This window comes from Peribacillus deserti (genome assembly GCF_002863585.1).
Taxonomy (GTDB): Bacteria; Bacillota; Bacilli; order Bacillales; family DSM-1321; genus Paraperibacillus; species Paraperibacillus deserti_A.
This window is the reverse complement of record NZ_PGUY01000063.1, coordinates 59662-82450: the sequence shown is the minus strand read 5'-3', so window position 1 is coordinate 82450 and position 22789 is coordinate 59662. Positions and strand designations below refer to the sequence as shown.

Sequence of the window (22789 nt, the reverse complement as noted above, 5' to 3'; positions counted from 1 at the left end):
TTATTTTTTACATGGTTGGTTACAACAATGTTGATTGGAACTGGAGCAGGAGACTCCTGCACAGTCAAGCGGGTCCTACAGTCATCTCCCACAGAGGAGGCTCCCGGACCGTGCCTTCAGATCGAATGACGTCTACAGAAATCATATGGCAAGTTACAGGGATATCGGCAAACTTCTAAACACTTTCCGAAATGGGCTGGCAGGATTCCTTTATTTCTGATAATTTTAATTTGTTAGACAATCCTGCTATGTATTATCAGTTTATATGTTTGCATATGTCATTGAAGGGGAGTTCCAATGAAAGAATACGAATTTAAATTGATGGGCGAATTAAGTGAGAAGTTGCTGAACGAACTTTTAATCGAAAGCCGAAAAGAAGGTTTCAATTTTGTCTGGAGGCTCTTAGCGGATTATCACTCCGGGGAAAATACCTTTAACATGAACGGCGAAGCCCTATTTGGCGTATATCATCAAGAGCATCTAATAGCGCTCGGCGGTGTAAACCAGGATCCTTATTCCTATAAGGAAGGTGTTGGACGGCTAAGAAGATTCTATGTTAAAAAGGAATTCCGCAGAGCCGGGATCGGAAAGTCACTTGTTCACTATATTATCAACCACTCAAAACTTCACTTTACATATCTCGTGCTAAACACTGACACAAAAGAAGCTGACCGTTTTTATCAGGCAATAGGGTTTCAGGTGAACAGTCATTTTCCGAACACCACGCACTTTTTACAAGTTAGGAATACTTAATAAGAAACCATTCAGGAGGTAAGATTATGGATCCAGCTACATTGGAATATGCAATACATCTGGACAATAAGGATATTTTACATACCTATCGAGAAGAGTTTTATTTGCTGCCGCAGATATATATGGATGGAAACTCTCTTGGACTTCTGTCCAAACGGGCGGAAAAAACACTGCTCGATTCGCTGCAGGATTGGAAGGAACTTGGAATTGAAGGCTGGACAAAAGGGAGGGAGCCATGGTTTTATTTTTCAGAAAAACTAGGCAGCCAGCTCGCCCCGCTTGTAGGTGCGTCACCCGAAGAGGTTCTGGTGACTGGGTCAACAACCGTTAACCTTCATCAGCTTACTGCAACCTTTTATCAGCCTACTGGCAAAAGGACCAAGATCCTGGCAGATGAACTTACATTTCCATCAGATCTTTATGCCTTGCAGAGCCAGCTTTCTTTAAAAGGATATAATCCGGATACCCATCTTGTATGTGTAAAAAGCCGGGATGGCCGGTTCCTTGATGAGGATGACATTATTGAGGCTATGACTGATGAGGTCGCTTTAATCATTCTGCCTACGATCCTATATAGGAGCGGCCAGATTCTTGATATGAAACGCCTCACCGTGGAGGCGCATAAACGAGACATCCTTATCGGGTTTGATGGCTGCCACTCTGTTGGCGCTATTCCACACAGATTTAATGATTGGGATGTAGACTTTGCTTATTGGTGTAATTACAAACACCTAAATGGGGGGCCTGGAAGTGTCGGAGGGCTTTTCGTAAATAAGAAACATTTTCGGACATTACCGGGATTAGCCGGCTGGTTTGGCTCCCGCAAAGATAAACAATTTGATATGGAACACACGCTGACACAGGCACCTGATGCAGGAGCCTACCAGATCGGCACACCGCATGTGCTCAGTATGGCACCGATCCTCGGTTCTTTAGAAATGTTTAATGAAGCTGGCATAGAAGCTATTAGACAAAAATCGCTTCAATTAACTCAATATCTTATGGATTTAATAGATACAGAGCTTTCAGACTATCCATTTACTATTGGAAGCCCGCGGGATGACATTCGGCGGGGCGGCCATGTGAGTGTGGAACATGCCGAAGCAGCCAGAATCTGCAAATCCCTGAAAGAGTACGGGATTATCCCCGACTTCAGGGCACCCAATATAATAAGACTGGCCCCGGTTGCTCTCTATTCAACCTTTGAGGAAGTATGGAAAGTCGTCCAGGCCCTTAAAGAAATTATGAAAGAAAAACATTATGAAAAATTCCCGAATGAACGCGAAGTTGTTGCGTAACATTTTAGTGGTTGCACTATATTAATGGATCTTCGCGGCTGGAATGGCAGTGAAGCCCATTTGCTTCAAGCGGCGTAAGTCCAAGAATGGCATCGGTAATAATCTCCGGTGCTATTTACATATTTTTAAATTTTTAGACATTTGGTTTGAAAACAAGCTGCTTTAACACGTATAATTGATTACATACCGACTGGTTAGTATGGTAAGGAGGAGTCTGTTTGAATTTTTCTCATTCCCAAAAAGTAATTGAACTGCAGGAAAGACTAACGTCCTTTATGGAAGAGCAAGTATATCCTAATGAAAAGGAATATGAAAAACAGCTGGAAGCCGCGGGCTCAAGGTGGTCTGTTGTGCCGCCCATTATGGAAGAGTTAAAAAGAAAAGCAAGGGAGCAGGGACTATGGAATTTATTTCTGCCCCAAAGTAAATATGGTGCAGGGCTGACTAATCTCGAATACGCACCGCTTTGTGAAATTATGGGGCGGTCGCTGATTGGCCCGGAAATCTTCAATTGCAATGCTCCTGATACCGGAAATATGGAAGTCCTTGTTCGATATGGAACATTGGAACAAAAAGAAAAATGGCTGAAACCTTTACTTAATGGCGAAATTCGTTCCTGCTTCTCAATGACTGAGCCTGATACTGCTTCATCTGACGCAACCAATATCAGCGCACGAATTGAACGGCAAGGCGATCATTACCTCATCAACGGCCGCAAATGGTGGTCATCCGGTGCAGGCGATCCCCGCTGTAAAATCGCTATTGTGATGGGAAAATCAAATCCACAGGCAGAACGGCATGAACAGCAGTCTATGATTCTAGTTCCCTTGGATTCTCCTGGCGTAAAAATCGAGAGAATGCTTCCTGTTTTTGGCTATGACCATGCTCCTCACGGACATGCGGAAATTACGTTCGAAAATGTTACAGTCCCGGCAGAAAATATGATTTGGGCGGAAGGAAAAGGCTTTGCAATTGCACAAGGGAGGCTTGGGCCAGGCAGAATTCATCACTGCATGAGATTAATAGGTGCTGCAGAGCGTGCACTTGGCGATTTATGTAAGCGGATACAAACCCGCACTGCCTTTGGCAGGCCATTGGCAAGCCAGGGTGTTATCCAGGAATGGATCGCAGAGTCCCGCATTGAGATCGAACAGGCAAGGCTTTTAACACTCAAGGCCGCATATATGATGGATACGGTCGGAAATAAAGAAGCCAAAGCAGAAATAGCGATGATTAAGGTGGTCGCGCCATCAATGGCACTCCGCGTCATTGACAGGGCGATTCAAGGCTTTGGAGGCGCCGGAGTTTCAGATGATTTTACCATGGCTGCTCAATGGGCCAATGCAAGGACGCTAAGACTTGCGGATGGACCGGATGAAGTACACAAAGCACAGGTAGCTAAGCTGGAAATGCGTAAATACAAGGTGAAGCAAACAGAAAAAACGTTCTGAAAGAAGGGCTGAGCATGAATGTAATGAATTTATTCGATTTAAAGGGCAAGACCGCAATTATCACCGGTGGAGGCAGGGGGCTTGGAGCACAAATTGCAGAGGGACTTTCTGAAGCAGGAGCAAATGTGGTCCTGTGTTCAAGAAAACTTGAGGCCTGTGAGGAAACGGCAAAACGCCTTAAAGACAACGGTGCAGAAACACTTGCCTTGCAATGTGACATTACCAATCCTGAGGATGTACAAAAGGTCATCCAGGAAACACTTCTTGAGTTTGGCCGCATTGATATTCTCGTAAACAACAGCGGAGCCACATGGGGGGCCCCTGCTGCAGAGATGCCCCTTGAATCCTGGAAAAAAGTTATAGACGTCAATGTAACCGGAACTTTTTTAATGAGCCAGGCAGCCGGAAAAGTGATGATTGAACAGCAGTCTGGCAAAATTATCAATATTTCTTCAGTGGCCGGACTTGGCGGTGTAGATCCCCGTGTTATGGATACGATCGGCTATAACACCAGTAAAGGGGCTGTCATTACCTTCACAAAAGATCTTGCGGTAAAGTGGGGAAAATATAATATCCATGTAAACTGTATTGCCCCGGGGTTTTTTCCTACTAAAATGTCAAAGGCGATCATCGAGCACGGCCGTAATCCCATTCTTGAAACCACACCGCTGGGCAGGTTTGGCAGTGATGATGATCTAAAGGGAGCTGCTCTGTTCCTGGCTTCCAATGCTTCTGACTTCGTTACGGGAAATGTCTTGATTGTGGATGGCGGGACCCACGCCATGTAGCATGAGGAAAAGGGAGTGAGTTCATGAGATTAAAGGGTAAAGCGGCCATTATAACGGGTGGCGGCGGAGGCATCGGCCGTGCAGCAGCCCTCAGATTTGCACAGGAAGGCGCCAGGGTTGCTGTTTCTGATATCCAATCAGAGGCTGGTGAAGAAACCGTGCGGCTTATCCACGAACTCGGCGGAGAGGCTTTCTATATGAAAGCGGATGTATCAACAAACGAAGATATTCAGTATCTGGTTGATCGCACGTCAGAGACGTATGGAGGTCTGCATATCCTTTTCAATAATGCCGGCATCGGCCATTCAGAAGTAAAAGGCACGGATTTACCGGAAGAAGAGTGGGACCGGGTTATTGATATTAACCTAAAAGGTGTCTGGCTGGGGATCAAGCATGCTGTACCCCGCTTAATTGAATCGGGAGGGGGCTCTATCATTAATACCTCCAGTCTGCTTGGGCTGAAAGGCCAAAAATATCTTACCGCTTATAACGCTTCAAAGGGCGGTGTCATCCTGCTTACCCAAAACGCCGCGCTCGAGTATGGAAGGCATAATATCCGTGTGAATGCGGTCGCGCCAGGAGTGATCGACACAAACATCATTGACCACTGGAAGAAAAACGAAAAGAAATGGCCGATTATCTCCCGTGCAAATGCCCTTGGAAGAATCGGTACACCTGAAGAGGTTGCCCAGGCTGTATTATTTTTAGCCTCAGATGAAGCGTCCTTTATTACAGGCGCCACTTTATCCGTTGATGGCGGGGGTCTGATTTTTTAAAGATATTCATTATTACTTATTTGGAGGTATTTTAAAATGAATGCAAATAGACCATGGCTGGCTCAATATCCTGATACCATCTCCGTAGAAATCGACATCCCTGATAAATCCCTGCCTCAATTGCTTCAAGAAACTTCAACAAGGTATCCTTCACACAACGCCTTATCTTTTTACGGTAAAAAAATATCCTATCAGGAACTTCAAGATGCAGTTGGCCGCTTCGCTTCAGCCCTTCAAAAAAGCGGTGTACAAAAGGGCGACAGAGTGGCCATCATGCTTCCGAATTGTCCTCAGTATGTGATTGCCTACTATGGAATTTTAACTGCCGGTGCGATCGTCACTCAAATAAACCCGATGAGCGTTGAACGGGAATTGCTGCACTTAGCAAAGGATTCAGGGGCTGAAACGATTATTGTGTTAGATGCCTTCTACCCTAGAGTAAAGACTGTTCAAAAGGATACAAGCCTAAAAAAAATGGTTGTCGTAAGCCTTCAGCCCGCCGAAATGGATCTTACGAATGACTGCACCTTTGAGAGTTTCTTAGCGGAAGGAAACGGCGAAGTCACCCCGGTGATGGTCGAACCGGAACATGATGTGGCTGTACTCCAATATACAGGCGGCACGACAGGACGCTCAAAAGGAGCTATGCTGACCCACCGTAATATAGTGGCCAACGTTCTGCAGTCTCACGAATTTTTCAAGTTTGATCTTGGTTTCGGCAAAGAGAAATGTTTGACGGTTATCCCTCTTTTCCATGTATTTGGCATGACTTCATGTATGAATCTTTCCATTTATACCGGAGCCGAAATGATTCTTCTGCCCCGGTTTGAATTAGAGGAAGTACTTCAGACGATTAAAACCGAACAGCCGACCCTATTCCCGGGCGTACCTACGATGTATGTAGCCTTAACGAATCATCCCCGCGCTGAAGAGTATGGTATTGACAGTATCGAAGTCTGCAATAGCGGAAGTGCCCCGATGCCTGTGGAGCTGCTGAAAGAATTTGAACGGAAAACCGGTTCTAAAATTCTGGAAGGCTACGGGCTTTCCGAAACTTCTCCTACTACCCACTGCAATCCTAATTTTGCAGAACGGAAACCAGGAACGGTGGGAATCGGGCTTCCTTCCACCCTATATAAGATCGTTGACCTTGGCACAGGCACACAGGATATGCCGCCTGGAGAGCTGGGTGAAGTGGTTATCAAAGGTCCACAGGTCATGAAGGGATACTGGAATATGCCGGAAGAGACCGCTCATGCCCTCCGGGACGGCTGGCTGTATACAGGTGATATCGGAAGCATCGATGAGAGCGGATACCTCTCTATTGTGGACAGGAAGAAAGATATGATCATTGCAAGCGGCTATAATATATATCCGCGTGATATCGAAGAAGTCCTGTATGAACATCCGAGTGTCCAGGAAGCTGTAGTAATCGGGGTGCCTGACGAGTATAGAGGTGAGACCGTTAAAGCCATCCTTGTTCTTAAAGCTGGAAGATCGGCAGATGAAACAGAAATTAAAGAGTTCTGCCGGAAGAACCTCGCAGCCTATAAAGTACCTGAATTAATTGAGTTCCGCAGCGAACTGCCAAAAACGAGTGTGGGAAAGATCTTGAGACGAGCATTGAGAGAAGAAATTAAAACCAGCTGATCCTGGTTCCCTGCATTTTAGGAGGAATAACATGTGGTATAATTCTAGCTGATATTTACATAAGAATGCGGGGAATTTGATATGAAAGATAAAATTACGGCTGCAGCAATCAGCCTGTTTGATAAAAAGGGATTCAGCGAAACGTCCATCCAGGATATAGTAGAATCCCTCAGCGTAACTAAAGGGACATTTTATTACTACTTCTCAAGCAAAGAGGAGCTTTTAAAAGATATACATCTGGGCTATATCGATGAGCTGGTTGCCAGGCAGGAATCTATCATTCACCTAGAAAATCAAAATAGTAAAGACAAACTCTTTCAAATCGTATATATGTTAATTCACGATATTAAGGACCATGGTGCAAGCGCTAAGGTATTTTCGAGAGAAATCCGCCACCTGAGTGAAGAGAATTATCAGATTATCACCCAAAAACGAGATCAATTCCGCTTTAATATTGAATATTTATTAAAGGAAGGAATGAACAAGGGCGAATTTCGGAGCAGCTTAAACGTACCGCTTATTGCCTTTGGTATACTGGGTGTGACAAATTGGAGCTACCAGTGGTATAACCCGGAAGGCGCTTCATCAGACCGTGAGATTGCGGAAACGTTCACTGAAATGATTTTACAAGGAATCGAACCAAAATAAGATTGAAACGGGAGCCGGTCATATTGCTTCTCCCGCTTCTTCCAGCCTCAGCATACCAACCGGTTAGTATTAAAGGCGGGCAAAAGATCTCTGATCAAGAAATCCGATCCATTAGCGTAATAGATGCCGGACAAAAGGGACTTCAAACAGCAATGCAATGTGCATTGGAAAGGTAAGAAACGATCTACAGGATGCACAAGCAGGCTTTAGGTATTGTGTATCTCCAATGCTTGAACCCTAAAAAAACAAGCTGGTAAAACCGAACGGTCAGGAGGATACCCATGCAGAAAACAGAAGTGACAGTCAGATTTTGTGAAACGGATGCCTTAGGGCATATCAATAACACCAGTTATTTCATTTATTTGGAAGAAGCCCGGATCAAGTTTTTTGAATCCCTTGGATACAGCATGAGGCTGAAAGATTGGAATTTTATCCTGGCATCCGCCAAATGTGATTTTGTTAATCAGGGATACTTTAATCAAGTTTTACAGATCAAGACCTATGTATCCAAAATCGGCACGAAAAGCTTTCAGATAGAACACGAAATAGCCTGTGCACAAACAAAAGAATTAATTGCCAAAGGAACCGCAGCCGTCGTATTTTTTGACTTTGAAAAGCAGCAGAGTGAAGTCCTTCCCGAATTACTGAAGGAAGCCTTAAAAAACAATTTAATTCATACTTAATCCTTGAGTTTCCATGAACAGGAGGGTACATGATGCCAAAGCAGGCAGACCGGCAGACTATACCGGTTAGAGAAGGTGAAGAGCTTACTGTATCATCTTTGGAGCAGTATTTGCGTGAACAGTTTATCAACATCCCCGCGGGTTCATTAGAGATCCTTCAATTTTCCGCGGGTCATTCAAATTTGACTTATGAATTAAAGATCGGTGAGTGGGAGGCTGTTCTAAGAAGGCCGCCCCTGGGTCCTGTCGCTCCAAAAGCTCATGATATGGACAGGGAGTATCAGATTCTCTCCGAAGTGCAGCCATTATTTCCTGCTGCTCCAAAACCGCTGCATTTTTGTGAAAACCGAGAAATCATTGGAAGCCCTTTTCTTATAATGGAGCGTAAACACGGATTGGTTATTGATTCTTCTTTTCCTGAGGGAACACGAGTAACTCCCGAACTATGCAGGCGGATCTCCCTTGAAATGGTCAATAAACTGGCTGAACTGCATTCTATTTCCTATAAAGGTACGCACCTTGAGAAAATCAGCAGGCCGGACGGCTTCATGGAAAGACAGGTCCACGGCTGGATCGGACGCTACGAAAGGGCAAAGACAAGTGACATTAAGGAAGCCGAAACCTTGATGAAGTGGCTTGCTGCAAATGTTCCTCCTGTTCATGAATCAGCCCTGATCCATTACGATTTTAAATTAAACAACGCGATGTTCGATCCTAATCTGGAGAAAATGACGGGACTGTTTGACTGGGAAATGTCCACCATCGGAGACCCGCTGGCAGACTTGGGCGCGGCTATGAGTTACTGGACCGAAAAAGACGACCCAGCGCTCTTAAAATCGGGGCTTGGAAAACCGCCTGTAACCATTCTTGATGGGTTTATGTCCAGAAAAGAGTTCATGGAGGCATACGCAAGGAAAAGCGGAAGAGATATCAGAAATATGAACTTCTATTTAACATTTGCTTACTTTAAGTTAGCTGTCATCGCTCAGCAGATTTTTTATCGCTATAGGAAGGGCCAGACTAAGGATCAACGATTTGCTCATTTTGATCGATTTGTAGAAAGTCTGATTACACATGGAGCAATTATAGCGAATGATACAGGTACCCTTTGAAAAAAGAGAGGCTGAATGATGAAACTCCACCTGCTTATCAATAAGGAAGAAATTCAAGAAAGCAAACTGGCGACTGGCAGGAAAGTCGCAGTTGTCTTTGATGTCCTGCTGGCGACCACCACTATTACAGCTGTTCTTACAGAGGGAGCGGCAGCGGTAATACCGGCAGAAAACCCTGAATCTGCACTTAAGATATCAGCAGGTTTTGAAAAGGACTTTGTTATTGCGGGGGAACTTCATGGAAAGCCGATAGAAGGTTTTGCCTATCCCAGCCCAGCTGCTCTACAAAAGACTGTTCAAGGCAAAACGTTACTATTATCTACAACAAACGGAACTGTTGCACTGAAGAAAGCAGCTTCCGCCAGCATTGTTTACCTTTCATGCCTGATGAACAATCCCACAGTCGCAGAGACAGTGCGCCAAGAATACTCAGAAGATTCCGTTATTATGGTCATATGTTCTGGAAATTCCAGTGGTTTTAGTCTAGAGGATTTCTATGGTGCGGGACATTTTATTGATTGTTTACAAGAAAACGGAGCTCATGACTTAGAATTGACGGATGCTGCAAAGGCGGCCCTGTTCTTCTATAGGGGAAATAGGGAACGACCGCATGAAATATTATCCCAATCAAGAGTTGGACAAATGCTCGAAGCATATGGGATGAAAGATGATCTAGAGCTGGCTGCTTCAATCGGAATATCGAAAGTGGTGCCCCTGCTTAGAGCAGGAAAGGTCATTAATGGAAGGACAAAAATCAGTAAAGGAGGCAGAGAAAAAGCTGAAGGACAAAAATCAGTAAAAGAAGTAGAGGAAAGTCCTTCATAGGGCTAATGAAGGACAAAAATCAGTAAAAGAGGCAGAGAAAAGTCCTTCATAGGGGTGATGAAGGACAAAAATCAGTAAAAGAGGCAGAGAAAAGTCCTTCATAAGGGTGATGAAAGACAAAAATCAGTAAAAGAGGCAGAGAAAAGTCCTTCATAAGGGTAATGAAGGACAAAAATCAGTAAAAGAGGCAGAGAAAAGTCCTTCATAGGGGTGATGCACAAAAACGCTGTTTCCAAATACTAATGGGAGGTTTTATTCTTGATTCGAAGTCACACGATTAACAGAGGTGCCAGTTTCCTAGTTTCTAAGACGGATGCCTTTCATATATTTACTCCAGAGGATTTCACGGAAGAGCATAAAATGATCGGCAGAACAGCCCGGCAGTTCGTAGAAAAAGAAGTATCTCCTTACCTGGACGAAATTGAAAATCAGAATTTTGATGTAGTAGTAAGCAAGCTAAGGAAGGCCGGTGAATTAGGCCTCCTTGCCCACAGCATACCCGAACAGTATGGCGGGCTTGGGCTTGATAAGATCAGCAAAGGAATTGTAGGTGAAAGTATCGGCCCTTCAAGCGGCTACGGTGTGGCCCATTCGAATCACACGTGTATCGCCACCCTGCCGATAACTTATTTCGGCTCAGAAGAACAAAAGCAAAAATACCTGCCTAAAATGGCCGCCGGGGAATTTATCGGCGCCTATTGCCTTACAGAGCCTAATGCAGGGTCAGATGCCTTGTCCTCGCAAACCACCGCGCGCATGAATAAAGAAGGTACTCATTACCTGTTGAATGGCACAAAGCTTTATATAACAAATGCCGTTTTTTCCGATACATTTATCATTTATGCAAAGGTAGATGGCATCCATTTCACAGCGTTTATCGCTGAAAAGAACTACCCCGGCCTGAAACTGGGACCGGAAGAACATAAGATGGGCATCAAAGGTTCCTCCACTCGTTCTGTCATCCTGGAAGACTGCATGATACCAGTAGAAAATCGGCTCGGTGAAATCGGAAAAGGACACCTGATTGCACTAAATGTCTTAAATCTCGGCCGCTTTAATTTAGGTTCTGCCTGTATGGGGGCTGCAAAACATGGATTTAAAAAGGCAATTCAATACACCGGGGAGCGAAAGCAATTCGGACAATCGATCGCTGAGTTTCCGGCCACCAAAGAAAAAATAGCACAAATGGCGGCAAGAATTTATGCCGCAGAATCGGTCCAGTACCGTACAGCAGGATTATTAGAGGAAGCTCTCGGCGATTTGTATGACATACATGATCAAAAAACAATATCAAAAAGCATGAGTGAATTTGCAGCGGAGTGTGCCATCTGCAAAGTGTTTGGATCAGAAACTCTCGATTACACGATAGATGAAACTTTACAGCTGCACGGCGGTGCAGGGTTCATCAAGGAATACGGCATTGAAAAAATGTACCGTGATTCCAGGATCAATCGGATATTCGAAGGAACAAACGAAATAAATCGGCTCCTCATTCCTACACAATTCTTTAGAAAGGCGCAAAAAGGGGAGCTGGATCTTAAAGAGAGAGTAGAAGCTGCTTTACAGGACCTTCAATTCCCTGATGCGGCATACTCTGGAGCTTTGTCTAAGGAACGTGAAAAGATCGATCTGCTCCGGAACTTGTTCCTGTTAAATGCAGGTCTTGCTTACGAGGCTTTTGGCGCTGAGATCCTGCATGAACAGGAAACATTGATGAGACTCGCTGATTTAGCCATCGCCCTTTTTGCTGGCGAATCAGCGGTTTACCGGGCATATAAAGCTGCTGAAAAAAATGGGCCTGATACAGAGACTGCCAAGATTATGCTTGCGGAAGCTTTCATGGACGACGTGATGTGGGAAGCGGAGCGCATATCAAGGACGCTTGTTTCACAATTAACCGCAGGAGAAAAAGCTAAGCAGCTGCAGAAGCTTATCATTCACGAGTGTACCCGGTTCCCGGCTCCTGAAGGTAGTTTTCTTCGCAATCGAAGAATTGCTGAAAGTCAATTTGACCATGGTGAATTTTCGTGTTAAAGGAGGAGAATCTTCATGAGGTTTGACGGTGCAATAGCAGTGGTTACCGGAGCCGGGAGCGGAATCGGGAAAGCAGCAGCCGTTCGTCTTGCTAAGGAAGGTGCCCGGGTAATCTTAGCCGGCAGAACTCTTTCCAGATTGGAAGGAACAGCAGGGGAAATTAACAATCTATGCCGAAGGGAGGCAGCCTATTTTTTTCAGACAGACGTAACTAAAGAATCATCTGTTCAAGAACTCGCCCGCTATGTAGAAGGTAATTTTGGCGATCTGCATGTTCTTGTAAACAATGCCGGAGGATCCGCACAGACAAGAATATTAGAAACTCCCGAAAAAGTCTGGGATGACGTTCAAGCTGTGAATTTAAAAAGTGTATTCCTGGTTTCAAAAGAGCTGGGTAAGATCATGGCTGCAGGTGTTAAAAAAGAAATATTGGATAAAAGGAATCGATCAATCGTGAACATTGCTTCCTTATCGGGACATCAGGCAGGAGCCCATATTCCCCATAACAGTTCAACGAAAGCCGCTGTAATTAACTTTACAAAGTCACTTGCTTTGGAATGTCTGCATTCGGGATAAGCGTCAACTCGGTATCCCCTGGCTTTATTGAAACTCCCCTGACAGAGGAAGGACTACAGAACGAAAAATTTGCGGCAGCCATTGCCAGGAATACAGCCCTAGGCCGGGTAGGGACATCTGAAGAGATTGCAAATATTATAGCTTTTATCGCCTCACCTGAAGCCTCTTATATGACAGGGACAGATGTGCTGGCAGATGGCGGCTGGCTTATTAAATAAGCTTCGGCAGACAGTCAATCTTTAATTACTGTTTTCGCAAACTTTGTCGTTATTGAACAAGGGGGTTGATTGGACTAGCTGGATCAAGGAGTCCCGCACCTTACGTTCCAATCAACCTGTTTAACAATGAGGCAGGTTCACAGAACTACAAAAAACATCAATCTTTTTAGAAAAGAGCCTATAATTATTACTTTTTAAAAATGGTTAACTGGTATGACTATATCTGAAAGCGAGTGATTTTTATGAATAGCGGACATCTATTGGTGAATGTATCGGATCGGATTATGAAGATTACATTAAACAGGCCTGAGAGCTTAAATGCGTTCAGTGCGGAAATGATTTCAGGGTTAACCCATACACTTAAGGACGCTTCAAAGGATCCAGAGGTAAGAGTGATCATTCTTTCAGGAGCCGGCCGTTCTTTTAGTGCCGGCGGAGATGTCAAGACTATGGGCCAGGCTGAGCCTGCAGAAGTCTACGAACATATCGGCAAATTGAATGAGTGCATTTTGGCGATTAAAGAAACGGAAAAACCAATCATCGCTGCAGTCCATGGTTTCGCAGCGGGAGCGGGCTTTAATCTTGCCCTTGCCTGTGATCTTATCCTCGCTGCCGAAGATAGCAAGTTTGCTCTTAGCTTTTCTCAGGTAGGGCTGATATCAGACGGCGGAGGATCCTATTTCTTACCGAGGCTGATCGGCACGCATCTCGCCAAGCAGTTTTTCTTCAGCGGCGAAGCGGTATCGGCACAGCGCATGTATGAGTTAGGAGTGGTAAATGCGCTTGTTCCTTCTCACAAGCTTGAAGAAGAAGTAGTAAAGTATGCATCGAGACTTGCGAATGGCCCAGGAAGAGCATTTGCCATGATGAAAAAGCTGATTGATCATTCGCTAAGCGCACGGCTTGAAGACATACTCGAGCAAGAAAGAATCACGCAGACTCTCATGGTGGCAACAGACGACCATCAGGAAGGTATTGCGGCTTTTAAAGAAAAAAGAAAACCGGTATTTACCGGTCAATAATTCGGAGGTATGAAATGAAAGCAATTCAGCTGAACACCTATGGCGGCCCGGAGGTTTTACAAAGAGTTGAACTTGAAAAACCGATTCCAGCAGGTCGTGAAGTATTAATACAAGTCCGGGCAGTGGGAGTAAATTATGCCGACACAGCAAGAAGGGAAGGGCAGTATGTGATTCCTACTCCCCTTCCCTTTATTCCCGGGGCAGAAGTAGCGGGAATCGTAACAGAAGTTGGCGAGAAGGTAACGGGTGTAACGCCTGGAATGAGGGTCGTAAGCTTTATTGAATCAGGCGGATATGCTGAATACGCCCTTGCTGATGAGAGGTCCATCTTTCCCATAGGGGAACACCTGGATTTCAATCTGGCAGCGGCTCTGCCATTACAGGGGTTAAGTGCTTACCACATTATTAAAACAATGGGCCGGCTTCAGCATGGAGAAAGCATATTAGTACATGCAGCGGCTGGCGGGGTCGGCACGATTGCCATACAGCTTGCGAAACTATTTGGAGCCGGGAAAGTAATCGCTACAGCCAGCAGTGAACAAAAACTCCTTTTAGCCAGGGAAATGGGGGCTGATGTTCTCGTAAACTATACAAAAGAAAACTGGGAACAAGAGGTATTAGAAGCTACTGGCGGCAGGGGTGTCGACGTTGCTCTAGAGATGGCAGGAGGCGACGTGTTTAACAAAACTCTAAAATGTCTCGCCACATTTGGACGCCTAGTCATCTATGGAGTAGCGAGCGGAGAGCAAAGCAGGATGTATCCCTCTTCGCTTATGGCCCGAAATCAGGCTGTAATCGGCTTCTTCCTTCCGCAGATTATGAGAAAACCAGAATTATTGAAAACGAGCATGCAAGAGCTATTCAATTATTTATCTGAAGGCAGATTAACCTTAACGATCGGTGAGGTATTCCCGCTAGAGGAAGCCGCAAAGGTACATTCCCTTTTGCAGTCTAGAAAGACAAAGGGAAAGCTTATATTAGTTCCATAGGACAGATAGAGATGCAGGGTGTTAATAAATAACGTAATGAAAATGGGAGCGGGATTTCTAACTGGAATCTCGTTTTTTTATGTAATATCGACCTGCTGAAAATCTATTGTTGACGAATTCAATCTATATCCAACAAAATAGAAAGCGTATACAAATTAACGATTGAATAAAAGGGGGGGAAGGTACGTGAAAGAATCAAATAAGAAAACTGAAACTAAAGATACAGTATGGGAACAAGGAATTCAAACAGATTTCCAAAAGAATCTGTCTTATGGCGGGTATCTTCAATTAGACCGGATATTAGACAGCCAGCAGCGTCTCTCAGGGCATCACGATGAAATGCTTTTTATTATTATTCATCAGGTCAGCGAGCTTTGGATGAAGCTGGAATTGCACGAATTAAAGTCAGCTAAGGAAAGTATTCAAAGAGAAGATCTAGAGTCCGCTTTTAAGATGCTTGCCAGAGTTTCGAGAATTCAGCAGCAGCTTATCCAATCCTGGAGTGTTTTGTCTACCTTGACACCCGCTGAATATTTGGAGTTCCGTGATAAGCTGGGCAGTTCGTCGGGTTTTCAATCCTATCAAAATAGATTAATAGAATTTAATCTTGGCTATAAAAATGAAAGAGCATTGCAGGTGTATAAGCATGAACCCGCACTATTTGCTGAATTAAATAAGTCCCTTCAGGAGCCGAGCCTGTATGATGTGTCCATTCAGGCTTTGAACTCACATGGTTTTACAATTGATGCTCAGTGCCTTCAAAGAGACTGGTCCCAAGGCTATCAGCCAAACGAAAGCGTTGAAGAGGCATGGATGGAAGTATACCGTGATGTGGACCGTTATTGGGATTTATATGAGCTTGCAGAAAAGCTCGTGGATATTGGCAGCCAGCAGCAGATCTGGCGCTTTAATCATATGACCACTGTTGAAAGGATCATTGGCCATAAAATGGGGACAGGAGGTTCTTCTGGAGTTACATATTTAAAAAAAGTCCTGGATCATCAGTTCTTCCCTGAACTGTGGAGTTTAAGGACCAAGCTTTGATTAGGAGGAGAATCACATGAACAAATGGATTGATATATCCCAGCGGCTAAGAAATGGCATGCCTGTGTGGCCGGGAGACACTCCCTTTTCGTATAGTGTTTCCTGGCCTTATGAAGAGAGCGGGTCTGTTAATGTCGGGAAACTTGAAATGAGCACCCATACCGGCACACATATAGATGCTCCTTTTCATTTCGATAACGAGGGGAAAAAAGTAATAGACCTGGATATTAACCTGTACATCGGGGATGCAGAAGTCATTCACCTCCCTAACGTTACCAAGATAGGATTAGAAGAGTTGAATGGAAGATCACTCCAAGGCGTGTCTAGACTTCTTATCCGTACAGACCATTGGACTGACAAAAATGTTTTCCCAGAAAGTATTCCATATGTGGAACCAGAGGCAGCTGACTTTCTTGCTCAGAATGGCATCCGGCTGCTGGGTCTGGACCTGCCTTCCGTCGACCAGCTGGACAGTAAAGAGCTTGCAGCCCATCATATGTTAAACGAGAAGGGCATTCATATTTTGGAAGGTCTACTATTAAATGATATAGAGGAAGGCAGGTATGAATTAGCAGCACTTCCTCTGCCCATTACGGAGGGAGATGGCAGTCCAGTCAGAGCCGTTATCAGAAAAAAATAATGATCTTTGCTCCTGTGTAATCAGGGGTTTTTTTTATTAGTAGGAATTAAGGCCCTTATTGGAATAGGAGATATGGCATTTTGCAGAATTTTTAGAAAACGGTATTTTTATATTAATAGAACATATAAGAGCCTTTAGCTTTAGTACATGATGCTTCATAGTTTGTTCTGTAACCCCTTAAAGGATTTCGCTATTTTAATAGCTTTCTAATCATTAATTGTTAGAGGAGGAAGAGATATGAAAAGATTAGCAAATGGTACTGTAACCTCATTATTAACCGTATCGCTGCTCGCTGCCGGGACGCCTGCTGCGTTAGCAGGCACAAGTCAAGCAGCATCACACAAGTCTTCATACAATGAAAAGAAGCCTTCCCAATATCCTGTTTTAAAAAAGGTGAAGGCTCCTGAAGAAGCTGGTTTTTCTTCAGCAAAGCTGCAAAAAGTAGATGCAATGATTCAAGAAGAAGTCGATCAAGGTTTTCCTGGAGCCGTCCTCCTTATTATTAAGGACGGGAAAATAGTGAAAAACACCGCCTACGGCTATGCCAAAAAATATGACGGCCTATCGCTGCTTACACATCCACAGAAATTGAAAAAAGATACCATGTTTGATTTAGCCTCCAATACTAAAATGTATTCGGTCAACTTTGTTCTTCAACACCTTGTAAGCCAGGGAAAGCTGGATATTAACCAGACCGTCCAGCATTATATCCCTGAATTCAAGGACCAGCCGGCCGATGTGATCAAGGGGAAGGACAAACTTAGGATCATAGATATCCTTCACCATTCAGCCGGGTTTCCAGCGGATCCACAGTACCATAATCCAGCTGTCGCTAAAGATCTATATTCTCAGGACCGAAATACTACCTTAAAGATGATTTCCAAGACACCTCTGCAATATGAACCAGGTACCAAAAATGTCTACAGTGATGTGGATTATATGCTTCTTGGCTATATTATTGAGAAAATAACGGGAGAAAGGCTCGATCGGTATGTAGAAAAAGAAATTTACAGGCCGCTTGGATTAAAGCATACCTATTTCAATCCGCTTCAGCATGGTTTTAAGGCCAAAGATTTTGCTGCTACCGAGTTAATGGGCAATACCAGGGATGGCGTCATCCGCTTCCCGAATATAAGAACTTATACGCTTCAGGGTGAGGTTCATGATGAAAAGGCTTATTATGCAATGAATGGCATATCAGGGCATGCCGGGCTCTTTTCAAATACTGAAGACCTAGCTGTCCTCCTGCAGGTTATGCTCAATAATGGCGGATATGGAAGGGTCAAATTGTTTGATAAAGATGTAATCGATCAATTCGTGGCACCGTCCGATATGAATCCCACCTACGGCTTAGGCTGGAGAAGAAATGGCAATGAATCCATGGAGTGGATGTTCGGTCCGTATGCCAGCCGGAATGTAGTGGGCCACACTGGCTGGACCGGTACCGTTACAGTCATTGACAGGGAAAAGAATCTTGGAATTGTGTTACTGACAAATAAAAAGCATTCACCACTGATCAATAATAAGGAGAATCCAAATAGGTCAGAGGGTGACTTATTCAATACCGGACAGTATGGCAGTGTGGTTACGGCTGTCTATGAATCCTTATTAGAAAACCAGAAGTAATATGTAAAAAGGCAGCCTGCGATGGCTGCCTTTTATTATAGAGTTTTTGCCCCTAGATATTTTGGTGCCCAATAAGAGTTGCTCATAGAATATACGGCGATTCCTTTTGAGGAAGTAGCACTGATGAACTCATTGTTCCCAATATATATTCCGACGTGTGACACACCGCTGCCAGACGTATTAAAGAATACCAAGTCTCCCGCTTTTGGAGCTGAGACTCTTAAGCCGATATTCGAATAAAGAGCGGAAGAGGTTCTAGGAAGATAGATTCCCTGTTCCTTAAAGACATAGTAGATGAACCCTGAACAGTCAAACCCAGAAGGAGACGTTCCTCCCCAAACATATGGAACACCCATGAATTTCTTGGCGAAATGTATTAATCTTGTATTATCTACTTTATAAACTCCAAGTGCCTTATATGTAGTAGACCCTGAGATACCATCTGCTGTCAGGCCTTTTGCACGCTGAAACCTCTTAACAGCATCAGTCGTATATGAACCATAATAAGTTGTATAAGAACCAGTATAATTGAAGTAGGATTTTACTTTTAATAAGGCCTGCAGTTGTTTTACATCTGTATGTGTCTGTGCTGGTTTTAAAGTGACATCCCCGATATTTGCGAAGGCTTGTAATGGCGATAACATAAGAGCTGAAGCAATTGCTGTGGTTGCGATAAACTTTTTCATATTATTTCCTTTTCCCCCTGAACTTTCTTCTCTTTTATGCTTTTATACTACTAAAATTCTGTGTCAAGAAACGTCAATTTTCGTTACATTTCCATTACAAAAAATAGGTAAAAAGACCAAGTAAATAGTAGAAATATAGCGGATTACTAGTTTTTAAGGAAAATGAAGGAAGAACTTAACAGGGACTGGAAGCGGAGGGAATGTTATCAATAGACGGCAACTGTCCAGTCAGACTTTTTTATATGAATATGTAAGAGTATACAGGTTCTGTTTTTGCTGAAGCAGATGCTGGATTTTTGGGTAACCATGGGTGTTAACTAATAGTCAATAAAGAGAATTTAAGCGTCCTCGTTTAGTAGAACCAGACTGCTGAATAAGAACATTACCCGGGGATCAATTCTTTTCTCATACCCTAGAAAGCCGTAAATTTGGTTGGAAGGGAGAAGGATTGGGGATAATATGGCAGGGCGGCATTCGATATGGCACGAAGCTTTGAGGGTGCTTTGCATGTGGGGGGCTAGTTAAACTGTTGCAAAGAAATCATTCATTTCGGAAGAACGTAGTCTCATCACGCGGTTTATGCTTCATGTACCGGTTGGTTTGAGGCAACTTTGCTATATAACGGTTCAAAATGACAAAGATTCAATAAATTATGATTAAATTGAATAAAAATCAGTGCCTGAAGACACTGATCCTGTCAAATTGAATGATGAACTGATCATTTATATCGAAAACCGCCTGTAAGTTACCTAGTGAGCAATTTATAAACTCCGTATGCTTGAGTTTTGTAGATTTATGCTTATGTTCGACGCCTTTATGCTTATGTTTGGGAATTTTATGCTGATGTTTGATAGGTTTATACTTAAGGTGCAAAGATGTATGCTTATATTAAAGGATATATGCTTATGATTAGCCGGTTATGCTCTTAGAACCAGATATATGCTCATTTTCTATCGTAAGCTTTACTGGTAAAGAGAAAATATCACCTTTCAGATAGAAACCACTTTCTTAGAATTGTTAGGCAACTTTTAAGAGGGAGGGAAGATATACCCACATGCATTCATTTAAGCCTGGAAGCAGGAACCGCTATATCACATTTTACTAATAACACTGGCCAGTTTTTAATTTACTTATTTATTAGAATTCGCACGCTTGTCCATTTAATCAGGTGGCTAAAAGGGCCAGTTACACAAGTTAATAGAGAAGCATTATGACTTCCATCTTTCAAGTTTATGGAGGTTCCTAGTAAAAAATGCAGCTAGGAACTTTGGAAATCCTGAATCCTTTATTTTACCCTCTACAAGCTGCTTCATTTCCTGAAGGGAAAGATCTGGCTGTACGAATTCACCCTTAACATAACAATGGCTGCAATATGCGGTGCTTTTTTCACCATTTTTTTCTGTTCCACCTTTTTCAGAGTCCCTAGATAATGGCATCCCGCAGCTCTGGCAATTCTTATGCTTGCTCATTTGTCCGTCCACCTTTTTTATAACCATCTTACTTTTTTAAAAAGGGAAAAACAAGGTGCTTGGTTAATTCCAAGTTGACTTATAAGAATACCCATTTTATACTGAAGAAAAATTGTGAATATTTATATTCACTTAAACAATCAATCTATTTATAATAGGGAGCGGTTCTAATATAGAAGCGTGCCCAGTACATATATTGGAGGTTTTTTCATTGTCTTATAGTTCAATAAGTCATTTGTTTTGCCCAAAATGTAATTCTACATATGATGATCATAAGGTAAATCAATTATGTTCATGCGGATCTCCTTTGCTGGTTGAATATGATTTAGATTCTCTAAAAGGGAAAGAGCGTAATGAAGTAATCGACACAGAAAGACACGATTTGTGGCGTTATCATCAGCTGCTGCCGGTACGTGAACCTGAACATGTGGTGTCACTAGGAGAAGGTTTGACTCCTGTCATCCCTATGGGCAGCATGGGAGAAAAAATGGGTATTCCTCAATTATTCATGAAAGATGAGGGCATGGTCCCTACAGGTTCTTTTAAGGCGAGAGGAGCTGCCGTAGGTGTCTCTAAGGCTAAGGAATTAGGAATTAAGGCGCTGGCTATGCCGACGAACGGGAATGCCGGCGCCGCATGGTCCTTGTACTCTGCAAGGGCTGGGATCGACTCGTATATTATCATGCCAGTCGATGCACCTCCGATCACTAGAAAAGAAGTAGCAATTTCCGGGTCGCATTTGTACTTAGTCAATGGTCTTATCAGTGATGCAGGCAAAATTGTAGGAGAATTAGTAAAAGAACGGGGCTTTTATGATGCATCTACATTAAAAGAACCATACCGGATTGAAGGAAAGAAGACGATGGGCTATGAACTGCTTGAACAGTTCGATAATAACATTCCCGATGTTATCCTTTATCCGACAGGCGGTGGTGTAGGGTTAATTGGAATATATAAAGCCATTAAAGAGTGGCAGGAACTCGGCTGGATTAAAGGTGATAAGATCCCTCGCCTGGTCGCAGTTCAGGCAGAAGGCTGCGCACCGATCGTGAAGGCTTGGGAAGAAAGAAAAACAGAATCAGTTTTCTGGGAGAATTCTGAAACTGCTGCATTTGGAATTAATGTCCCGAAAGCTATTGGTGATTTCCTGGTGCTGGATGCCATTTATAAAACAGATGGATGCGCCATTGCTGTGTCGGAAGACGAGATCAAACAAGCGCACAGTGACGTTGCACATTTAGAAGGCACGTTCATCTGCCCTGAAGGTGCTGCTACATTTGCAGCCGCTAAAACACTAAGGGAAAAAAATTGGATTAAAGAAGGGGAGTCAGTGGTTTGTCTAAATACCGGCCAGGGAATTAAGTATCCTGAAATGGTCGAAATTGACCCCACCGTATTAGAAAAAGGCGACTCAGCAGGTAAAATAGATGTAAGCACGGTTTTGAAATGACCCGAAGGTAAATTGCTGGTAAGTTCATTCAAAAAACCCCGATTCTTAGCAGCCAGAGAATCGGGGTTTTTTGCTGTATAAATTATTGATGCCTTAAAAGTTTAATGAACTGTTCCGCAGCTTTAGATAAGTAGCGGTCCTTCAGCCAAATCACTGCGGCTTCCGACTCCAGCTGTGTGTCAGTCAGTTCTATACTGTGAACACCGAGACCTGGATGAACCGCAAGAACCGATTGAGGGACGATGGATACACCGAAACCGGATGAAACCAGCTGAAGCAGCAGGGCAATATCGGAACATTCCCCGATGACATTCGGTTTAAGATGTAACCTTGTAAATTCTTTCGTGATCATGGTGTGAATCCCAAGTCCTTCGATGCTTGGAAGGATAAGGGGATAAGAGGCAATATCCCGTATATCCAGACTCAAAGCAGGTATGTCCATGTTTTTTGGAAACACGGCCGCGAATGTATCCTTTTCAATACTGATGCAATGGAATTTTTCTTCTGAAATGGGCAGTCTCACAATAGCCAAATCAAGTTCACGTGTTTCTATTAATTCACCTAAGTGGGGTGAATCACTCTGAATAATTTTATAGGTGACCTCAGGATACTCCTCTTTAAACCTCAGCAAGTATTGCGATAGGGGGTAGGAAGATAAGGTGTTGACTCCTATATGGATCTGGCCCTGAATTCCCTGCCCAATTTCTTCGATTTCTTTTATTCCTTCAATAAATAAAGAAGTAATTTGTAGTGCATGCTTATAGAGAGCCTGGCCAGCATCAGTTACTTCTGATCTTTTTCCCTGTCTTTCCATTAAAGTGACTCCCAGTTCTTCCTCCATTATTTTGAGTTGCTGGCTTAAGGGAGGCTGGGCGATATGCAGCCTTTTGGCAGCCGCAGTTATATTTCCTTCTTCAACAATTGCTATAAAATAACGTAATTGTCTTATATCCAAAAGTAATCACCAGCTTATATATGATATTAATATAGAAAATATATTATTTAGATATTTTTCGTATAGGCAATAGTATGCTACCATACTTTAGTGATA

20 protein-coding genes and 1 pseudogene are annotated in these 22789 nt (G+C 43.4%); 18 read left to right on the top strand and 3 right to left on the bottom strand.

The window, feature by feature from the left end:
• The first annotated feature begins 297 nt into the window (after positions 1 to 297).
• From CUU66_RS19990 to pbp4b, 17 genes and pseudogenes are all read left to right on the top strand, one after another.
• Positions 298 to 753, top strand: coding sequence for a GNAT family N-acetyltransferase (locus CUU66_RS19990; RefSeq protein ID WP_101645170.1), 456 nt, complete (start codon positions 298 to 300; stop codon positions 751 to 753).
• Positions 754 to 779: 26 nt separating this feature from the next.
• Complete coding sequence (gene kynU, locus CUU66_RS19985) at positions 780 to 2051, top strand: kynureninase (protein WP_101645169.1); 1272 nt, start codon at positions 780 to 782, stop codon at positions 2049 to 2051.
• A 218-nt stretch (positions 2052 to 2269) separates the two neighbouring features.
• Complete coding sequence (locus CUU66_RS19980) at positions 2270 to 3502, top strand: acyl-CoA dehydrogenase family protein (RefSeq protein WP_101645168.1); 1233 nt, start codon at positions 2270 to 2272, stop codon at positions 3500 to 3502.
• 14 nt (positions 3503 to 3516) lie between these two features.
• A complete protein-coding gene (locus CUU66_RS19975) occupies positions 3517 to 4290 on the top strand; it encodes an SDR family oxidoreductase (protein WP_101645167.1) in 774 nt (257 codons plus the stop codon).
• Between the two features lie 23 nt (positions 4291 to 4313).
• Entirely contained in the window at positions 4314 to 5066 is a 753-nt protein-coding gene (locus CUU66_RS19970; RefSeq protein WP_101645166.1) for an SDR family NAD(P)-dependent oxidoreductase, read from the top strand.
• Positions 5067 to 5102: 36 nt separating this feature from the next.
• Positions 5103 to 6716 carry a long-chain-fatty-acid--CoA ligase gene (locus CUU66_RS19965; RefSeq protein ID WP_101645165.1) on the top strand — a complete coding sequence of 538 codons (1614 nt, stop codon included), beginning with the start codon at positions 5103 to 5105 and terminating at the stop codon, positions 6714 to 6716.
• 81 nt (positions 6717 to 6797) lie between these two features.
• Positions 6798 to 7364 carry a TetR/AcrR family transcriptional regulator gene (locus CUU66_RS19960; protein ID WP_101645164.1) on the top strand — a complete coding sequence of 189 codons (567 nt, stop codon included), beginning with the start codon at positions 6798 to 6800 and terminating at the stop codon, positions 7362 to 7364.
• Positions 7365 to 7645: 281 nt separating this feature from the next.
• A complete protein-coding gene (locus CUU66_RS19955) occupies positions 7646 to 8047 on the top strand; it encodes an acyl-CoA thioesterase (protein WP_101645163.1) in 402 nt (133 codons plus the stop codon).
• A gap of 32 nt (positions 8048 to 8079) precedes the next feature.
• A complete protein-coding gene (locus CUU66_RS19950; RefSeq protein ID WP_101645162.1) occupies positions 8080 to 9159 on the top strand; it encodes a phosphotransferase family protein in 1080 nt (359 codons plus the stop codon).
• Positions 9160 to 9174: 15 nt separating this feature from the next.
• Positions 9175 to 9984 carry a 2-phosphosulfolactate phosphatase gene (locus tag CUU66_RS19945; protein WP_101645161.1) on the top strand — a complete coding sequence of 270 codons (810 nt, stop codon included), beginning with the start codon at positions 9175 to 9177 and terminating at the stop codon, positions 9982 to 9984.
• A 258-nt stretch (positions 9985 to 10242) separates the two neighbouring features.
• Positions 10243 to 12018 carry an acyl-CoA dehydrogenase family protein gene (locus tag CUU66_RS19940; RefSeq protein ID WP_257968074.1) on the top strand — a complete coding sequence of 592 codons (1776 nt, stop codon included), beginning with the start codon at positions 10243 to 10245 and terminating at the stop codon, positions 12016 to 12018.
• Between the two features lie 15 nt (positions 12019 to 12033).
• Positions 12034 to 12812 (top strand): annotated as a pseudogene (locus CUU66_RS19935) (SDR family NAD(P)-dependent oxidoreductase).
• Positions 12813 to 13054: 242 nt separating this feature from the next.
• Entirely contained in the window at positions 13055 to 13834 is a 780-nt protein-coding gene (locus CUU66_RS19930; protein ID WP_101645160.1) for an enoyl-CoA hydratase/isomerase family protein, read from the top strand.
• A gap of 14 nt (positions 13835 to 13848) precedes the next feature.
• A complete protein-coding gene (locus CUU66_RS19925) occupies positions 13849 to 14823 on the top strand; it encodes a quinone oxidoreductase family protein (RefSeq protein WP_101645159.1) in 975 nt (324 codons plus the stop codon).
• A gap of 186 nt (positions 14824 to 15009) precedes the next feature.
• Complete coding sequence (gene kynA, locus CUU66_RS19920; RefSeq protein WP_101645158.1) at positions 15010 to 15867, top strand: tryptophan 2,3-dioxygenase; 858 nt, start codon at positions 15010 to 15012, stop codon at positions 15865 to 15867.
• A gap of 16 nt (positions 15868 to 15883) precedes the next feature.
• On the top strand, positions 15884 to 16507 hold the full coding sequence (gene kynB / locus CUU66_RS19915) for an arylformamidase (protein ID WP_101645157.1): 624 nt from the start codon (positions 15884 to 15886) through the stop codon (positions 16505 to 16507).
• 237 nt (positions 16508 to 16744) lie between these two features.
• The gene (gene pbp4b, locus CUU66_RS19910) at positions 16745 to 18133 is read left to right on the top strand and encodes a penicillin binding protein PBP4B (RefSeq protein WP_101645156.1); all 1389 of its coding nucleotides are present in this window, start codon (positions 16745 to 16747) and stop codon (positions 18131 to 18133) included.
• A 35-nt stretch (positions 18134 to 18168) separates the two neighbouring features.
• Here the strand turns inward: pbp4b and CUU66_RS19905 are convergent, their stop codons facing one another.
• Entirely contained in the window at positions 18169 to 18819 is a 651-nt protein-coding gene (locus tag CUU66_RS19905; protein WP_101645155.1) for a C40 family peptidase, read from the bottom strand.
• 1208 nt (positions 18820 to 20027) lie between these two features.
• Entirely contained in the window at positions 20028 to 20288 is a 261-nt protein-coding gene (locus CUU66_RS19900) for a zinc ribbon domain-containing protein (protein WP_101645154.1), read from the bottom strand.
• 211 nt (positions 20289 to 20499) lie between these two features.
• Here CUU66_RS19900 and CUU66_RS19895 point away from each other — a divergent pair, with 211 nt between their 5' ends.
• Complete coding sequence (locus CUU66_RS19895; RefSeq protein WP_101645153.1) at positions 20500 to 21738, top strand: threonine synthase; 1239 nt, start codon at positions 20500 to 20502, stop codon at positions 21736 to 21738.
• A gap of 82 nt (positions 21739 to 21820) precedes the next feature.
• Here the strand turns inward: CUU66_RS19895 and CUU66_RS19890 are convergent, their stop codons facing one another.
• Positions 21821 to 22693 (bottom strand): LysR family transcriptional regulator, encoded by an 873-nt coding sequence (locus tag CUU66_RS19890; RefSeq protein ID WP_101645152.1) that lies wholly within the window; start codon positions 22691 to 22693, stop codon positions 21821 to 21823.
• Positions 22694 to 22789 lie beyond the last annotated feature (96 nt).